The sequence below is a fragment of the Chromobacterium sp. CV08 genome (genome assembly GCF_051129845.1).
Lineage (GTDB): Bacteria > Pseudomonadota > Gammaproteobacteria > Burkholderiales > Chromobacteriaceae > Chromobacterium.
Window position 1 is genome coordinate 61,405 of sequence record NZ_CP150453.1, and the last position, 14,211, is coordinate 75,615.

The 14,211-nt window shown below is 64.2% G+C and carries 14 protein-coding genes; 8 read left to right on the forward strand and 6 right to left on the reverse strand.

Annotated elements, in window-relative coordinates:
* Positions 1-44: 44 nt before the first annotated feature.
* The gene (locus WNM05_RS00235; protein WP_434631386.1) at positions 45-503 is read left to right on the forward strand and encodes a GNAT family N-acetyltransferase; all 459 of its coding nucleotides are present in this window, start codon (positions 45-47) and stop codon (positions 501-503) included.
* A 57-nt stretch (positions 504-560) separates the two neighbouring features.
* Here the strand turns inward: WNM05_RS00235 and WNM05_RS00240 are convergent, their stop codons facing one another.
* Complete coding sequence (locus tag WNM05_RS00240) at positions 561-3,209, reverse strand: TonB-dependent receptor plug domain-containing protein (RefSeq protein ID WP_434631389.1); 2,649 nt, start codon at positions 3,207-3,209, stop codon at positions 561-563.
* Between the two features lie 373 nt (positions 3,210-3,582).
* Here WNM05_RS00240 and hemA point away from each other — a divergent pair, with 373 nt between their 5' ends.
* Together hemA and prfA are read left to right on the forward strand one after the other, a co-directional pair.
* Positions 3,583-4,836, forward strand: a complete 1,254-nt coding sequence (gene hemA / locus WNM05_RS00245; protein WP_434631392.1) for a glutamyl-tRNA reductase — start codon at positions 3,583-3,585, stop codon at positions 4,834-4,836.
* Positions 4,836-5,912 (forward strand): peptide chain release factor 1, encoded by a 1,077-nt coding sequence (gene prfA, locus WNM05_RS00250; protein ID WP_434631395.1) that lies wholly within the window; start codon positions 4,836-4,838, stop codon positions 5,910-5,912. The genes hemA and prfA overlap by 1 nt, the downstream gene beginning before the upstream one ends.
* A 152-nt stretch (positions 5,913-6,064) precedes the next feature.
* Here prfA and WNM05_RS00255 read toward each other — a convergent pair whose 3' ends face one another.
* The 4 genes from WNM05_RS00255 to WNM05_RS00270 all read right to left on the reverse strand — a co-directional run bounded on the left by WNM05_RS00255 (position 6,065) and on the right by WNM05_RS00270 (position 7,904).
* The gene (locus WNM05_RS00255) at positions 6,065-6,661 is read right to left on the reverse strand and encodes a c-type cytochrome (protein ID WP_434631398.1); all 597 of its coding nucleotides are present in this window, start codon (positions 6,659-6,661) and stop codon (positions 6,065-6,067) included.
* A gap of 77 nt (positions 6,662-6,738) precedes the next feature.
* On the reverse strand, positions 6,739-7,146 hold the full coding sequence (locus WNM05_RS00260; protein ID WP_434631401.1) for a DUF6691 family protein: 408 nt from the start codon (positions 7,144-7,146) through the stop codon (positions 6,739-6,741).
* A gap of 9 nt (positions 7,147-7,155) precedes the next feature.
* Positions 7,156-7,584, reverse strand: a complete 429-nt coding sequence (locus WNM05_RS00265) for a YeeE/YedE family protein (RefSeq protein ID WP_434631404.1) — start codon at positions 7,582-7,584, stop codon at positions 7,156-7,158.
* Complete coding sequence (locus tag WNM05_RS00270; RefSeq protein ID WP_434631407.1) at positions 7,584-7,904, reverse strand: ArsR/SmtB family transcription factor; 321 nt, start codon at positions 7,902-7,904, stop codon at positions 7,584-7,586. Before WNM05_RS00270 ends, WNM05_RS00265 begins: the two co-directional genes overlap by 1 nt.
* Positions 7,905-8,013: 109 nt before the next feature.
* Here WNM05_RS00270 and WNM05_RS00275 point away from each other — a divergent pair, with 109 nt between their 5' ends.
* The 5 genes from WNM05_RS00275 (at position 8,014) to WNM05_RS00295 (ending at position 12,418) form a co-directional block, all read left to right on the forward strand.
* Complete coding sequence (locus tag WNM05_RS00275; RefSeq protein ID WP_043613287.1) at positions 8,014-8,370, forward strand: carboxymuconolactone decarboxylase family protein; 357 nt, start codon at positions 8,014-8,016, stop codon at positions 8,368-8,370.
* A gap of 88 nt (positions 8,371-8,458) precedes the next feature.
* Positions 8,459-10,369, forward strand: coding sequence for a B12-binding domain-containing radical SAM protein (locus WNM05_RS00280; protein ID WP_434631410.1), 1,911 nt, complete (start codon positions 8,459-8,461; stop codon positions 10,367-10,369).
* A 67-nt stretch (positions 10,370-10,436) separates the two neighbouring features.
* Positions 10,437-11,087: an MBL fold metallo-hydrolase gene (locus WNM05_RS00285; RefSeq protein ID WP_434631413.1), complete on the forward strand. Its 651-nt coding sequence runs from the start codon at positions 10,437-10,439 to the stop codon at positions 11,085-11,087.
* Positions 11,087-11,404: an MGMT family protein gene (locus tag WNM05_RS00290; protein WP_434631415.1), complete on the forward strand. Its 318-nt coding sequence runs from the start codon at positions 11,087-11,089 to the stop codon at positions 11,402-11,404. Before WNM05_RS00285 ends, WNM05_RS00290 begins: the two co-directional genes overlap by 1 nt.
* 246 nt (positions 11,405-11,650) lie before the next feature.
* Positions 11,651-12,418 (forward strand): outer membrane protein OmpK, encoded by a 768-nt coding sequence (locus tag WNM05_RS00295; protein WP_434631416.1) that lies wholly within the window; start codon positions 11,651-11,653, stop codon positions 12,416-12,418.
* A 92-nt stretch (positions 12,419-12,510) separates the two neighbouring features.
* Here the strand turns inward: WNM05_RS00295 and WNM05_RS00300 are convergent, their stop codons facing one another.
* On the reverse strand, positions 12,511-14,106 hold the full coding sequence (locus WNM05_RS00300) for a diguanylate cyclase (protein ID WP_434631418.1): 1,596 nt from the start codon (positions 14,104-14,106) through the stop codon (positions 12,511-12,513).
* Positions 14,107-14,211: the final 105 nt, after the last annotated feature.

The window sequence follows — 14,211 nt, forward strand, 5'->3', positions numbered from 1 at the left end:
TATAGCATCTCAGACGACCGCGACCGGAATGGAGGAATTCTACTATGGCAAACAGGATAGCGTGGCACTGCCACGGTTTCGACGGCTTCGCGCCGCATGCGCTGTATCAGGTATTGCAACTGCGCGACCGCGTTTTCGTCGTCGAGCAGCAGTCGATCTACGGCGATGTCGACGGCGTGGACACCCATTGCCTGCATCTGTCCGGCCGCGACGACGCCGGCCGGCTGCTGGCCTACGCGCGGCTGATCGCGCCCGGCGAGAAATATCCGGACGCCGCCGCCGTCGGCCGGGTGGTGGTGGCGCCCGAGGCGCGCGGCCAGGGCCTGGGCAAGGCGCTGATGGCGCAGGCGGTGGCGCAGTGCCGGGCCCATTTCCCGGACGCGGCCATCATGCTGTCGGCCCAGGTCGACGCCAGCACGCTGTATGCGTCCTTCGGCTTCGAGCCGGTGTCGGAGCCGTACGACGACGGCGGGATATTGCATGTGGACATGAGGCGGAAATGAACGGGAAAATAAAAAGCCGCCCAGATGGGCGGCTTTGTCTCACAAGTCTAGGCTAACTCACTTGAAGGTATAACGTGCGCTGACAAAATACGAACGACCATACAAATCCTGTGTGCTACCAACAAAGTCGTTCAACGAAACCGAGAACGGCACGGACTTGCCGAATACATTATTGACACCGGCATTCACCACAAGGTTCTTAAGCGGGCGGGCAGTAATGGCAAGGTCCCACATCGTATATGATGGAATACGCGGCGACGCATCCTGGTCCGAACTATCCAACACATCGCGTGTGCCAGCATAGCTACGAGTCGTCAACATCACATCGTAACGATCATAGCTGTAAGTCGTGGAGAACACATTGCGCCATTTAGGCTGATAAACATTGTCCAACTGATTGAGTGCAGCGCCATTTTGAGTGTACGACTTGCGAAAGCTCATAATGTTGTTCAAATCATCACGGAAACGCAGCTTGCCGTATCCACCCAAAGATAGTTCGTATTGCAACCCCACATCATAGCCAGTGGTGATCGTGCTGCCGAGATTGACATAAGGCACATCAATCAGATTGACAGCGCCATCGCCGGGCTGCAGCCCAGGATATTTGGCCAAATCTCCCGGCAGCGCCGGATCACGATAAACCTTGCCCGGACCTCCGCTGCCTTCATTGGCCATGATAAAGCTGGTCGGAATCGTATCGATGGTGTCCCTCGAACGAACCGAATAGAAGTCCACACTAGCAGAGAGTTCTTTAGTCGGTTGCAGCACAAAGCCAAACGATAGATTCGTCGCTTTCTCAGGCTTCAAGTTTGAACCGCCAGTAATATTCACGCGTGCGGATGTCACCTTACAGTAGCTGCCACCCATAATACGGCAGCGCTTCACATCGATCAGACTATTATCGTAGGCTTGAGTGGATGCATATTCTTCCGGCAGGGTCGGCGCTTTGAACGAGGTCGTGGCGCTGCCGCGCAACAACAGCTGATCCCATGGCTTGTAAGAGAACGCCACCTTGGGATTTACCGTATTGCCGAAATCACTGTAATGGTCGCCACGCAGTGCCAGCTGGACTTCCAGATTCTTACGCAGCGGCAAGCTGAATTCGCCGTATAGCGAATATACATTTCGGCTACCCTTAGCCATGGTAGCACCGGTATTTATGATGTTGTTCGCAACGGTCTGGGGATCGGGCTGATCATTGATCGATTCATGCGAATACTGCGCCCCCCAAGCGAAGCCAGCCTTGCCGCCAGGCAAATCGAACATCTCCCCGTTGCCCATCTTGAAATCCAGGCCCTGCAGCTTGGAAGTGGCCTTGCGATGGGTTGTTGTCAGCAAAGGCAACACATTCGACAACGGATTGTTCATAACGAATGGATCATAGCCCGTGCCCAGTGCTCGATTGCCATTTTGCAACGCATTGACGGTAGCGTCCTTCAACAACTGATTGGTACGATCCGTCTTCACACTGCTTTCGCTGGCGCTAAGCGCACTCTCCACATCCCAGCCGCGCCACATGCCACGCCAACCGAACACGCCCCTGTAGCTGTCACCAGTGGTCGTATCCTGAACCCGACCATTTTCATACACCGCGCGGTACACCTGGACAGGATTGACACCGCCACCGATGACATTCACCGCAGGGTCAGATGACTTGCCAGGATACATGCCAGCGCTAGGGTTCAAACGTCCCGTCGCACTATCGAAGGATGGATAATCCTGATGATAGATAGTCTCATTATGGTTAAGTCCCAACTCGACAAACAGCTCGGAGTCAGCGGAAAGCTTTTTCGTCAGAACTGTCGAAATACCGAACCGCGACGTGCGTGGCTCAATCTCCTGATACTGAGCCGGGTCGTACAAGCAACGAGTCAGTCCCGAAACATTCAGGCCAATGCGACCAGGAGGACACCCAGGAATAGCCTGGGAATCAGCAGCCTTGATATCGCGCACCGACCCAGGGTACAAGGTCGACAGGTAACCGAGTGTACCGCCAAAACGGCGATAATCAGCCGTCTGGGTCAGATCATGATCTCGCTTGAAGCTCGCCTCACGATGGAACAAATCGGCAGTAACCAATAGGTTGTAACCATCCTTGTCCAGATCGCCGATACCTGTTGTGACATTGCCCGATACCGACTGCCCATCACCACCTTGATTGCCAGCATTACGAACACTGACGTCGGTACCCTGGTAATTCTTCCGGGTGATGAAGTTCACCACACCGGCAACGGCATCCGAACCATAGATCGCGGACGCGCCGTCCCGCAGAATTTCAACTCGCTCGATAGCTTGCAGTGGCAAACTGTTCAGATCGACGAAAGTGCTTGAGGCACCATTGGCAAAACCGTAATTCGCGATGCGACGGCCATTCAACAGGACCAGCGTATATTTCTCGCCCATGCCTCGCAAAGAAGCTGAAGCCGCGCCCTTTGCGAAAGAAGTTTGGCTGGAGCCGGTCATCACGCCAGTAATCGACGGGACTTTCTCCAACAGCTCGACAACCGTATTGGCCCCGCTCTTTTCAATATCGGCCCGCTTGATGGTCTCAACCGCTGTGGGGCCTTCCTTGTTGATTCGCTTGATGTTGGAACCGGTGATGGTCACCCGTTCCAGCTGATTGTCATTTCCATCGGCGGCGTGCGCGCAGCCGCTCCCCAGCAGGCCGATGGCGGCGATCGCCTGGGCCAGGACAGTGATTCTCATCTTGTTTCCCTTCGTTCATCACGATGCTCGCGCTGCATGGGCGCAAGTCTGCTCCGGCGTCGTCATCTTTCTGAAACGCGCGCCAGGGTAATGAAGTTGGCATTAAACGATGCCCGAGGCAACTATATTGCCGGCGCTGTCCGGAGAAGGGTTTGCCGAACCGTTGAAGACAATTTGTTAACGTTTTGATTAAGATTATGTTTTTTTGTTAACCCGCGCGGCGACGATATTTTGTTCGTGTATCAACGACACAACAGCCGCGCGGCTGCGAGGCCGACCGGCCGGGCTCCGCCAAGGCGGACCCGATGCCCGGCGGGACGCCGCCGATGACTTAGGCTAGAATGTCCTGTTTTCGTCTGCGGCGTTTCCGCCCATGCATCTGCTTGCCTTCGGACTCAACCACCACACGGCTCCGCTGTCGATACGGGAAAAGCTGGCCTTTCCGGCCGAAACCCTGCCGCGCGCGCTGGACAGCCTGGTGGCGTCGCAGGCCGCGCGGGAAGCGGCCATCGTTTCCACCTGCAACCGCACCGAGATCTATTGCAGCAGCCCGGACCCGCGCGCCGCGCTGGACTGGCTGTGCCAGTTCCACGGCCTGAGCCAGGCGGAGATCGAGCCCTATCTGTACCGGCTGGAGGCGGCCAATGCCGCGCGCCACGCGTTCCGGGTGGCCTCGGGGCTGGATTCGATGGTGCTGGGCGAGACGCAGATACTGGGCCAGTTGAAGGACGCGGTGCGCAGCGCCGAACACGCCGGCACCCTGGGCACGCTGCTGAACGGCCTGTTCCAGCGCACCTTCGCCGTCGCCAAGGAGGTGCGTTCCAGCACCGCGGTCGGCGCCAGCTCGGTGTCGATGTCGGCGGCGGCGGTCAAGCTGGCCGAGCAGATCTTCCCGTCCATCGCCGAGCTGAACGTGCTCTTCGTCGGCGCCGGCGAGATGATAGAACTGGTGGCGACGCACTTCGCGGCGCGCAACCCGTCCTGTATCACCGTCGCCAACCGCACGCTGGAGCGCGGCCAGCGGCTGGCCGAGCAGTTCGGCGGCAACGCGGTGACGCTGGCCGAGCTGCCGGAGTCGCTGTCGCGCTACGACGTGGTGGTCACCTCCACCGCCAGCCAGCTGCCCATCATAGGCAAGGGCATGGTGGAGCGGGCGATCAAGGCGCGCCGCCACCGGCCGATGTTCATGCTGGACCTCGCCGTGCCGCGCGACGTCGAGCTGGAGGTCGGCAAGCTGGACGACGTGTTCCTGTACAGCGTCGACGACATCGCCGGCATCGTCGAGGTCGGCAAGGAGGCGCGGCAGAACGCCGCCGCCGAGGCCGAGATCATCATCCAGGCGCGCGTCGCCGAGTTCAGCGACTGGCTGAAGAAGCGCGAGACGGTGCCGCTGATCCGCGCCTTGCGCGACGAGGCCGACCGCGCCCGCCGCCACGCGCTGGAAGGCGCGCTGAAACAACTGGCGCGCGGCGACGCGCCGGAAAAAGTGCTGGAGGCGCTGTCCGTCCAGCTGACCAATAAACTGATGCACCCGCCGACCCAGGCCCTGTCCTCGGGCAGCGGCGCGGAGCATGACGCGCAGGTGCAGGCCATCGCGCGGCTTTACCGTTTACATCCGGAGTCGTAATGAAAGCGTCTATCGCAGCCAGGTTGTCGCAGCTGGCTGACCGTCTGGAAGAGGTGACCCACCTGCTGGCCAGCGAAACGGCCACCCAGGACATGGAGGCCTTCAGAAAACTCACCCGCGAGCACGCCGAGCTGACGCCGGTGGTGGAGACCTTCGCCGCCTATCGACGCTGCGAAGGCGACATCGCGGCCGCCGAGGAGATGCTGGCCGATCCGGAAATGAAGGAATTCGCCCAGGCCGAGATCGCCGACGGCAAGGACAGGCTGATCGCGCTGGACCTGGAGCTGCAGAAGCTGCTGCTGCCGAAGGACCCGAACGACGACAAGAACATCTTCCTGGAAATCCGCGCCGGCACCGGCGGCGACGAGGCGGCGCTGTTCGCGGCCGACCTGCTGCGGATGTACACCCGCTACGCCGAACGCAATCGCTGGCAGGTGGAGATCGTCTCCGCCAGCGAGTCCGACCTCGGCGGCTACAAGGAAGTGATCGTCCGCCTGGTCGGCCAGGGGGCGTACTCGCGCTTGAAATTCGAGTCCGGCGGCCACCGCGTGCAGCGTGTGCCTGCCACCGAGACCCAGGGCCGCATCCACACCAGCGCCTGCACGGTGGCGGTGATGGCCGAGGCCGACGAGATCGCCGAAGTGGTGCTGAACCCGGCCGATCTGCGCATCGACACGTTCAGGGCCAGCGGCGCCGGCGGCCAGCACATCAACAAGACCGACTCGGCGGTGCGCATCACCCACCTGCCGACGGGGATTGTGGCGGAGTGCCAGGACGGCCGCTCGCAGCACGCCAACAAGGCCAGCGCGATGCAGGTGCTGGCTGCGCGGATCTACGACATCCAGCTGCGCGAGAAGAACCAGAAGGAGGCGGCCGAGCGCAAGAGCCTGATCGGTTCCGGCGACCGCTCCGAGCGCATCCGCACCTACAACTACCCGCAGGGCCGGATCACCGACCACCGCATCAATCTGACGCTGTACAAGCTGGATTACGTGATGGACGGCGACCTGGTCGAGCTGACCGACGCGCTGATCGCCGAGCAGCAGGCGGAACTGCTGGCGGCGCTCGGCGACTGAGCCGATTGCCGCGCGCCATCGTCGGCGTTAGAATCGTCGCCAGAAAAACCCGGACCGCCGACGCGGTCCGTGTCCTCCCGGCCCGCCCGGCCGGGCAGGCGTTTTTCTCCGAAACTTGGGGCCGCGCTCGCGTGGCCTTTTCTTTTGCCCGGCTACAGCGTGGCCAGATAGGCCAGCAAGGCCTTGACGTCGTCGGCGCTCATCGTTTTCAGGATTTCCTGCATCTCCATCGCCGAATCCGGCTGCGGCGCGTCCGAGACCCGCATGCGCCGGGCCAGGTAGGCCGCATGCTGGCCGGCCAGTCCGGGCGCGGCGGAGCCGCCCTCGCCGCGGTCGCCATGACAGGAGAAGCAGGGCGGCGTACCCGCCGCCAGATTGCCCTCGGCGTACAACTTGCGCCCGGCGGCCAGCAAAGCCGGATCGCCGCCCGCCGCCGGCTTTTGCCGCGCGGGCCGCTGCGCGGCGAAATACGCGGCCAGCGCCTTGACTTCATCGTCTTTGGCCAATGCGGCCAAGGCCGCCGCGTGGGCGCCGCCGTCGGCGCGCTGCCCCAGGCGGAAGGCCTGCAGTTGCTGGACGATGTAGCCGGCCTGCTGCCCGGCCAGCTTCGGCGCCGGCCCGGGTCCGTTGCCGTCCGCGCCGTGGCAGCTGGCGCACCACTGCCGCGCCTGTTGCGCCGGTTCGGCCCGCGCCGGCGCGCCCGCCAGCATCCCCGATCCCAACAGCGCGATGCCTATCCAGAACTTCATGGCCGCCTCCATTCGAATGACATGAAGAGGAATATAGATCGCCGCGCCCCGTGTTGCCCATGCCTTTGCGGCGGCATTCACCTCGCGCTGACGCGATAGACCCACATCCCGGCCAGCATCGCCGCCAGGAACAGCAAGCCGGATGGCAAGCCGCTGCCCGCCAGCACCAGCGCCGGTCCCGGACAAACGCCGGCCAGCCCCCAGCCGGCGCCGAAGACCAGGCTGCCCAGCAAGAGGCGGCGGTCCACGCTACGCGCGGCCGGCAACTGCATCGCCTCGCCCAGCAGCGCGCGCTCACGCCGTCTCGCCACGGCGAAGGCCGGCAGCGCCACGGCGATGGCGCCCGCCATCACCAGCGCCAGCGACGGATCCCAACGGCCGGCCAGGTCCAGGAAACCCAGCACCTTGGCCGGATTGGCCATGCCGGCCGCGATCAGGCCGATGCCGAAGATCAGTCCAGCCAGAAAAGCGCTGACAAGCTTCATCTTGTCCTCCTATCCGACCCAGTGCCGCGCCAGCAGGACGACGGCGAAACCGGCGGCCATGAAGCTCAGCGTCGCCGCCAGCGAACGCGGCGACAACCGCGCCAGCCCGCACACGCCATGGCCGCTGGTGCAGCCCGAGCTCAGGCGGCTGCCGTAGCCGACCAAGAGCCCGGCGGCGATCAGCAGCCCCCAGCCGCCGTCCAGCCGGATATCGGGCGGCGCGGCGAACAGCCGGTACAACCAAGGCGACAACACCAGACCGGCGACGAAGGCCAGCCGCCAGCCCTTGTCGCCGCCCGGCGCGAGCAGATGGCCGACGATGCCGCTGATGCCGGCCACGCGGCCGTTGAACAGGACCAGCCAGGCGGCGGCCAGGCCGATCAGCGCGCCGCCGGCCAGCGCGCTCCACGGCGTGAAATGGCTCCAATCGATGATCATCAGGCGTCCTCCCCGGGACAGAAGCGTTGGTACAAGGTGGCCAGCACCGCCAGCGCGTTGGCGTCCGCCACCGAGTAATAGATGCGCTTGCCGTCACGGCGGGTGGCCACCAGGCCCTCGCCGCGCAGTACGCCCAGTTGCTGCGACAGCGTCGGCTGACGGATGCCCACCTCGTCCTCCAGTTCCCCTACCGACCGTTCCCCCTGGCTCAGCCGGCACAGCAGCAGCAGGCGATCTTCATTGGCCAGCGCGCGCAGCAGGCCGCAGGCCTGGCCGGCGGCGGCGCGCATCTGGGCGAAATCGGGGGCGGTTGGATTCATGGCGGACTCTCTTGCGGAACGGCTTGACTTCAATATATCAATTGATATTATATAAATCAATAAACTATTTGGCGGATCGCCGCCCCACCTCGAGATAGGAAGTCCGAGCATGAGCAACGAAGTCAACTACCCGGAACTGACCCACGCCATCTCCAAGCACTTGGCCACGCTGCGCGCCGACGTGCCGGATGTGATGCAGGGCTTCAACGACATGGCCCGCGCCGCCACCCGCGACGGCGCGCTGGACAAGAAGACCAAGGAACTGATCGCGCTGGCGCTGGGCGTGGCCGCGCGCTGCGACGGTTGCCTGGGCTTCCACGCGCAGGCCCTGGTCAAGCTGGGCGCCAGCAAGACGGAAGTGGAGGAAGCGCTGGCGATGGCCGTCTACATGGGCGGCGGCCCGTCGCTGATGTATTCCGCCCACGCTTTGGCCGCCTTCGAGCAGTTCGGCGCCAAGACCGCCTAGTCTCGCATCGTCCGCTGTGGGACAATTCTTCATGGCCGGGCGCAAGTCCGGCTATGCTTTTTGAACCACCGCCCGGATTTCACCCACCATGTCTGCCAGTTCCCTGCGCGTGCTGTCGCTCATCCCGCCGATGACGCAGCTGAACACGCCCTATCCGTCCACCGCCTATCTGACCGGCTTCCTGCGCTCGCGCGGCGTAGCGGCCTTCCAGGAGGATCTGGCGCTGGCGCTGGTGCTGCGGCTGTTCTCCAAAGCCGGCCTGGCCACGCTGCGCGAACACGTGCAAGGCATCCCGATGCGCCAGCGCTCCGACTGCATGATGCAGTTCGACATCTCCTACGATCGCTACGCCGCGACGGTGGACGCGGTGATCGGCTTTCTGCAGGGCCGCGACGCCACGCTGTCCTACCGCATCGCCGGCCGCAACTACCTGCCGGAGGGTCCGCGCTTCGCCTCGCTGGACGTCTACGTCGACCCGGACGATCCGGACGGCGGCGACCCGCTGGCCTGGGCCTTCGGCGCGCTGGGCACCCAGGACCGCGCCCGCCACCTGGCCACGCTGTATCTGAACGACATCGCCGACGTGCTGCGCGAGGCGGTGGACCCGCGCTTCGAATTCGTCCGCTACGCCGAATCGCTGGCCTTGTCTCAGCCGAGCTTCGAACCGCTGGCGCGCGCGCTGGCGGCGGCGCCGAACTGGGTCGACGACACGCTGGACGCGCTGACGCGCGAGGCGATGGAGAAGCATCGGCCGCAGCTGGTGCTGATCTCGGTACCGTTCCCCGGCGCCGTGTACGCGGCCTTCCGCATCGCCCAGACCATCAAGCGCCACTGGCCCGAGGTCAGGACCTGTCTCGGCGGCGGCTACGCCAACACCGAGCTGCGCGAGCTGGCCGAGCCGCGGGTGTTCGACTACTTCGACTACGTGACGCTGGACGACGGCGAGCGGCCGCTGCTGGCGCTGATGGAGCATATCGAGGGCAAACGCGGCGTGAGCCGGCTGGTGCGCACCTTCCTGCGCCAGGACGGCGCGGTGCGCTATGTGAACATGCAGGAGGCCGACGTGCCGTTCTCCGAGGTCGGCACGCCGACCTGGGACGGCCTGCCGATAGACCGCTACCTGTCGCTGCTGGACATGCTGAACCCGATGCACCGGCTGTGGAGCGACGGCCGCTGGAACAAGCTGACCATCGCCCACGGCTGCTATTGGAAGAAATGCAGCTTCTGCGACGTGACGCTGGACTACATCTCGCGCTACGAGACGGCGTCGGCCGAGTTGCTGGTCGACCGCATCGAGGCCATCATCGCCGAGACCGGCCAGACCGGTTTCCACTTCGTCGACGAGGCCGCGCCGCCGAAGATGCTGAAGGCGCTGGCCGAGGAGCTGCTGCGACGCAAGGTGTCGATCTCCTGGTGGGGCAATATCCGCTTCGAGAAGTCGTTCACGCCGGAGCTGGCCCAGCTCCTGGCCGAATCGGGCTGCATCGCCATCTCCGGCGGCCTGGAGGTCGCGTCGGACCGGCTCTTGAAGCTGATGAAGAAGGGCGTGTCGGTGGAACAGGTTGCGCGCGTCACCCACGGCTTCGCCGAGGCCGGCATCCTGGTGCACGCCTATCTGATGTACGGCTTCCCGACGCAGACGGTGCAGGACACGGTGGACGCGCTGGAATACGTGCGACAGCTGTTCGACAACGGCTGCATCCAGTCCGGCTTCTTCCACCGCTTCGCCTGCACCGTGCACTCGCCGGTCGGCCAGAACCCGGAGGAGTACGGCGTCAAGCTGGTGCCGTTGCCGAAAGGCGATTTCGCCAAGAACGACGTCGGCTTCATCGACCCCACCGGCACCGACCACGAGCTGATGGGCAAGGCGCTGAACAAGGCCTTGTACAACTTCATGCACGGCATAGGCCTGGACGGCGACGTGCGCGGCTGGTTCGACGCCCGCGTGCCGAGGCCCAAGGTGCCGCATCACTTCATCGAGCGCGCGCTGTACCCGTAGCCGCCGCTCCCCAAGCGCCGCCGGCCGTGCCAGAATGGCGGATTGAGATTCCGCCGCGAGCAATGCCATGGCCCTGAAATACCACGTGATCCCGGTCACCCCGTTCGCCCAGAACTGCAGCGTGCTGTGGTGCGACGCCAGCGGCAAGGCCGCCGTCGTCGACGCCGGCGGCGACATCGAACGCATTGAGGCCTGGGTCGCCGGCCAGGGCCTGACGGTGGAGAAGCTGCTGCTGACCCACGGCCACATCGACCACGCCGGCGGCGCCGCGAAGCTGGCCGACAAACTGGGCGTGGAAATAGAAGGCCCCGAGCGCAGCGAGAGCTTCTGGCTGGACCAGTTGCCCACCCAGGGCCAGATGTTCGGCTTCCCGCGCAGCGAGCCGCTGACGCCGCAGCGCTGGCTGGAGGAGGGCGACGCCGTCACCGTCGGCGACGAGACGCTGGGCGTGATCCACTGTCCCGGCCATACGCCGGGCCACGTGGTCTTCCACAGTCCGGCGGCCAAGCTGCTGGTGGCCGGCGACGTGCTGTTCCAGGGCTCGATAGGCCGCACCGACTTCCCGATGGGCAACCATCAGCAGCTGATAGACGCGATCCAGCAGAAACTGTTCATCCTGCCCGACGACACCGTGGTCATCCCCGGCCACGGCCCGTTGACCACCATAGGCGCGGAAAAGCGCGGCAATCCCTACGTCGCTGATCCGCGCTACCGCTGATGCCGCCCGAATTCGCCCGCCGCGTGCTGGCGCTGCTGGCCGAAGTGCCGCCGGGCCGCGTCACCACCTACGGCACGCTGGCCGAGCTGGCGGGCTATCCGCGCCACTCCCGCCATGTCGGCCGCTTGCTCGGCAATCTGCCCGACGGCGTGAGCGCGCCGTGGTACCGGGTGCTCGGCGCCGGCGGCCGGCTGTCGCGTCCGGGCAGCCACCACGCCGACTGGCAGCGGCTGCAGCTGGAGGAGGAGGGCGTGGAATTCAATGCCAGCGGCAAGGTGGACCTGAGGATTTTCGGCTGGCCCGATCAGATGGTTTGACCTGAAACAAACCGGAAATCGGCGCGTACTCAGATACTTATCTTCACGTAGAGAAATTTCCATGTGGCATTTGAGCAACAAAATGTAATTTATTCGTCATTTCGCTACAAGAAAGCAAATAATCTTTGCAAAAAAGCGACAGAAGCATGACAAATTGTTTGCACAAGGCCATTTCTACGTCTAATCTGCGCGCGCTCGCCGACGCCTTGTCGGACGGTTACTACATGAAAATAGTCTGGTGAAACAATGAAAACTCGCAAGTCGCTGCTGGCCCTTTCCCTGTTGGCCGCTTCCGCACTGGCTCACGCCGGCGGTGAATACTCTTTCGCAAACGTTAGCGCCAACTGGCTGGACTGGTCGGACCGCACCACCGAACAAAGCGGCAAGCGCGATTTCGGCTACCTGGAAGCCGAAGGCGGCCTGGGCGCCAAGTGGGGCGAAGTGTACGGCTTCTTCGATCTGGAAAATCCGGGCAAGGGCAACAACGGCACCGGCACCAAGGATCGCCGCTACACCACCAAGGTGATCGGCCGCTACAACCTGGCCGAAGTCGGCGGCGTGCCGGTACAACTGTACGCCCACATCTACGACACCCGCGGCAACGAGTTCTTCACCCAGAACCGCGTACTGGGTCTGGGCACCGACCTGAGCTTCGGCGCGCTGAACATCAAGCCGTTCTTCGGCGTGCATAACGAACTGGATTCGTTTGGTGTGGGCTCCGGCTACAACGGTTTCATGACCGGCTACGTGCTGCTGTATCCGTTCCAGGCTTTCGGCCAGAACCTGATGATCTCGCAATGGCACGAGACCGAATTCAACCGCCAGGACAAGTTCACCGGCGCGTACAAGAGCGGCGACCGCCCGCGCGTAGGCCAGAACGGCGCCGTCGCGCTGTGGTGGACCCCGACCAAGGCGATCACCACCGGTATCCAGTATCGCTACGCCGACCAGAAACTGGGCAGCACTGCGTACCAGAACGCCGTGATCTACTCGATCAAGTACAACATCAAGTAATTGATGGATTGTTCGCCCGCTTGCCGGGCGAATCGGCGGTCTCGACCGCCCTTGCACACCCCCGCCTCCGCGGGGGTTTTGTTTTTCCGGCCTCAGCCGCCGCGGCTCTCCACCCGGTCGCGTCCGCCGGCCTTCGCGCGGTACAGCATCTCGTCGGCCTGCTGCACCAGGCTGATGGCGTCGCCGGCGGTCGCCAGCGAGCTGATGCCGACGCTGAAGGTCTGGCGGAAGGCGCGGCTCTCGGCGCGCTGCTCGATCTGGCCGAAGTCCCGCCGCAGACTGTCCATCATCTGCCGCGCCTTGTCCTGCGGCGTGCCCGAGAGCACGATGGCGAACTCCTCGCCGCCGTAGCGGCCGACCAGGTCGGTGCGGCGCAGCCTCTCCTTCAGGAAACGGGCCAGATTGAGCAGCACCTGATCGCCGGCCTGATGGCCGTAGGTGTCGTTGATGGCCTTGAAATAATCGAGGTCCAGCATCGCCAGCGACAGCGGCTTGGCCTCGCGCTGCGCGCGCAGCACGGCGTTTTCCAGCTGGCCGTGCAGATGGGAATGGTTGAGCAGGCCGGTCAGGCTGTCGTTGGCGATATAGGAGCGCAGCTTGCGATAGCGGCGCGCGCGGTTGATCACCGTCACCACCAGCTCCTCCGGCGCCACCGGCTTGGTCAGGAAGCCGTCTATGCCCAGCGTCAGCGCATCCAGCTGCACCGCCTGCCGCTTCTCCACCGACAGGAAGACGATGGGGATGCCGTCCAGCAGCCGTTGCTGGCGTATCACCTTGGCCAGCTCGATCCCATTGCACTGCGGCATGTACATGTCCATCAGGATCAGGTCCGGACTCAGCCGCTCGATCAGCTCCGGCACCCGCTCCGGACGGGTCTCGCTGCAGGCCTCGACGCCGTGCTCCGACAGCACCCGGGTGTACAGCCCGGCCAGCGAGGCCATGTCCTCGACGATCAGCACCCTGAGCGGATCGCGCCGCTCGCCGATGTCGCCGAAGCTCAGCAGGTCGACCAGCCGATTGACCTGCAACGGCCAGTCGAGAAAGCCGCTGGCCCCGAGACGCACCGCCTCCAGCCTGGCCGGGAAGTCGCGCCGCGGCGAAGTCAGCACCAGCGGGCAGCTGCTGCTGATCGCCGGGGCCAGCTGCACGACGGGATCGCCGTCGGCGAACTCGGTGAAGGCCACCACGGCAGCCGGCGTCGCCGTCTGCAGCGCGCGGGCCAGCTTGGCCGCCTGCGACAGCATCGTCGCCTCGAAGCCGAAACAGGCCAGCTGCCGCTGCAGGGAACCGGTGTCCAGGTCCGGCGGCAGCCACATATACAATCTGGCGTTGCCGTCGGCCGAGACCGGCAACGCGTCCAGGCCGGCGGCGCCGGTCTGTTTCTCCATCAGGCCCAGCTGGCTGACGATGCCGAGATGGTGGCGCAGCAGGCCGTAGCGCTGCTGCTCCGACGGCGGCGCCTGCGGCTGTTGCAGCCATTGCTGCAACAGTCCCGCCAGCGTCCTGGCCTCGGCGGCGATGTCGCCGAGACCGGCGTCCAGCACCGACGTCTCCAGGCGCAGCACCAGCGACAGCAGGTGGGCGGCCAGCGGCTGTTCCCAGCGCGACACCAGCATATAGCCGATGCGGTCGATTTCCCGCGCCAGATGGACGCGCTGGCCCGGCTGGATGGGCACGGTCTGTTTCATCGCGTGGCGTTTCCGTTTCGCGGCCGCGCTCCCCGCCGGACGCTGCAAGTTTATGGCGCCGACGGCCGGGGCTAACTGCTATAATCCGCCCTTAAATTCAACGGC

Bases quoted from the DNA above. Each gene is read 5' to 3' on its own strand.
- prfA (WP_434631395.1), top strand. From the start codon at position 4,836: ATGAAAGCGTCTATCGCAGCCAGGTTGTCGCAGCTGGCTGACCGTCTG.
- WNM05_RS00295 (WP_434631416.1), top strand. From the start codon at position 11,651: ATGAAAACTCGCAAGTCGCTGCTGGCCCTTTCCCTGTTGGCCGCTTCC.
- WNM05_RS00235 (WP_434631386.1), top strand. From the start codon at position 45: ATGGCAAACAGGATAGCGTGGCACTGCCACGGTTTCGACGGCTTCGCG.
- WNM05_RS00285 (WP_434631413.1), top strand. From the start codon at position 10,437: ATGGCCCTGAAATACCACGTGATCCCGGTCACCCCGTTCGCCCAGAAC.
- WNM05_RS00255 (WP_434631398.1), bottom strand. From the start codon at position 6,661: ATGAAGTTCTGGATAGGCATCGCGCTGTTGGGATCGGGGATGCTGGCG.
- WNM05_RS00275 (WP_043613287.1), top strand. From the start codon at position 8,014: ATGAGCAACGAAGTCAACTACCCGGAACTGACCCACGCCATCTCCAAG.
- WNM05_RS00265 (WP_434631404.1), bottom strand. From the start codon at position 7,584: ATGATCATCGATTGGAGCCATTTCACGCCGTGGAGCGCGCTGGCCGGC.
- WNM05_RS00260 (WP_434631401.1), bottom strand. From the start codon at position 7,146: ATGAAGCTTGTCAGCGCTTTTCTGGCTGGACTGATCTTCGGCATCGGC.
- WNM05_RS00240 (WP_434631389.1), bottom strand. From the start codon at position 3,209: ATGAGAATCACTGTCCTGGCCCAGGCGATCGCCGCCATCGGCCTGCTG.
- WNM05_RS00280 (WP_434631410.1), top strand. From the start codon at position 8,459: ATGTCTGCCAGTTCCCTGCGCGTGCTGTCGCTCATCCCGCCGATGACG.
- WNM05_RS00300 (WP_434631418.1), bottom strand. From the start codon at position 14,106: ATGAAACAGACCGTGCCCATCCAGCCGGGCCAGCGCGTCCATCTGGCG.
- WNM05_RS00270 (WP_434631407.1), bottom strand. From the start codon at position 7,904: ATGAATCCAACCGCCCCCGATTTCGCCCAGATGCGCGCCGCCGCCGGC.
- WNM05_RS00290 (WP_434631415.1), top strand. From the start codon at position 11,087: ATGCCGCCCGAATTCGCCCGCCGCGTGCTGGCGCTGCTGGCCGAAGTG.
- hemA (WP_434631392.1), top strand. From the start codon at position 3,583: ATGCATCTGCTTGCCTTCGGACTCAACCACCACACGGCTCCGCTGTCG.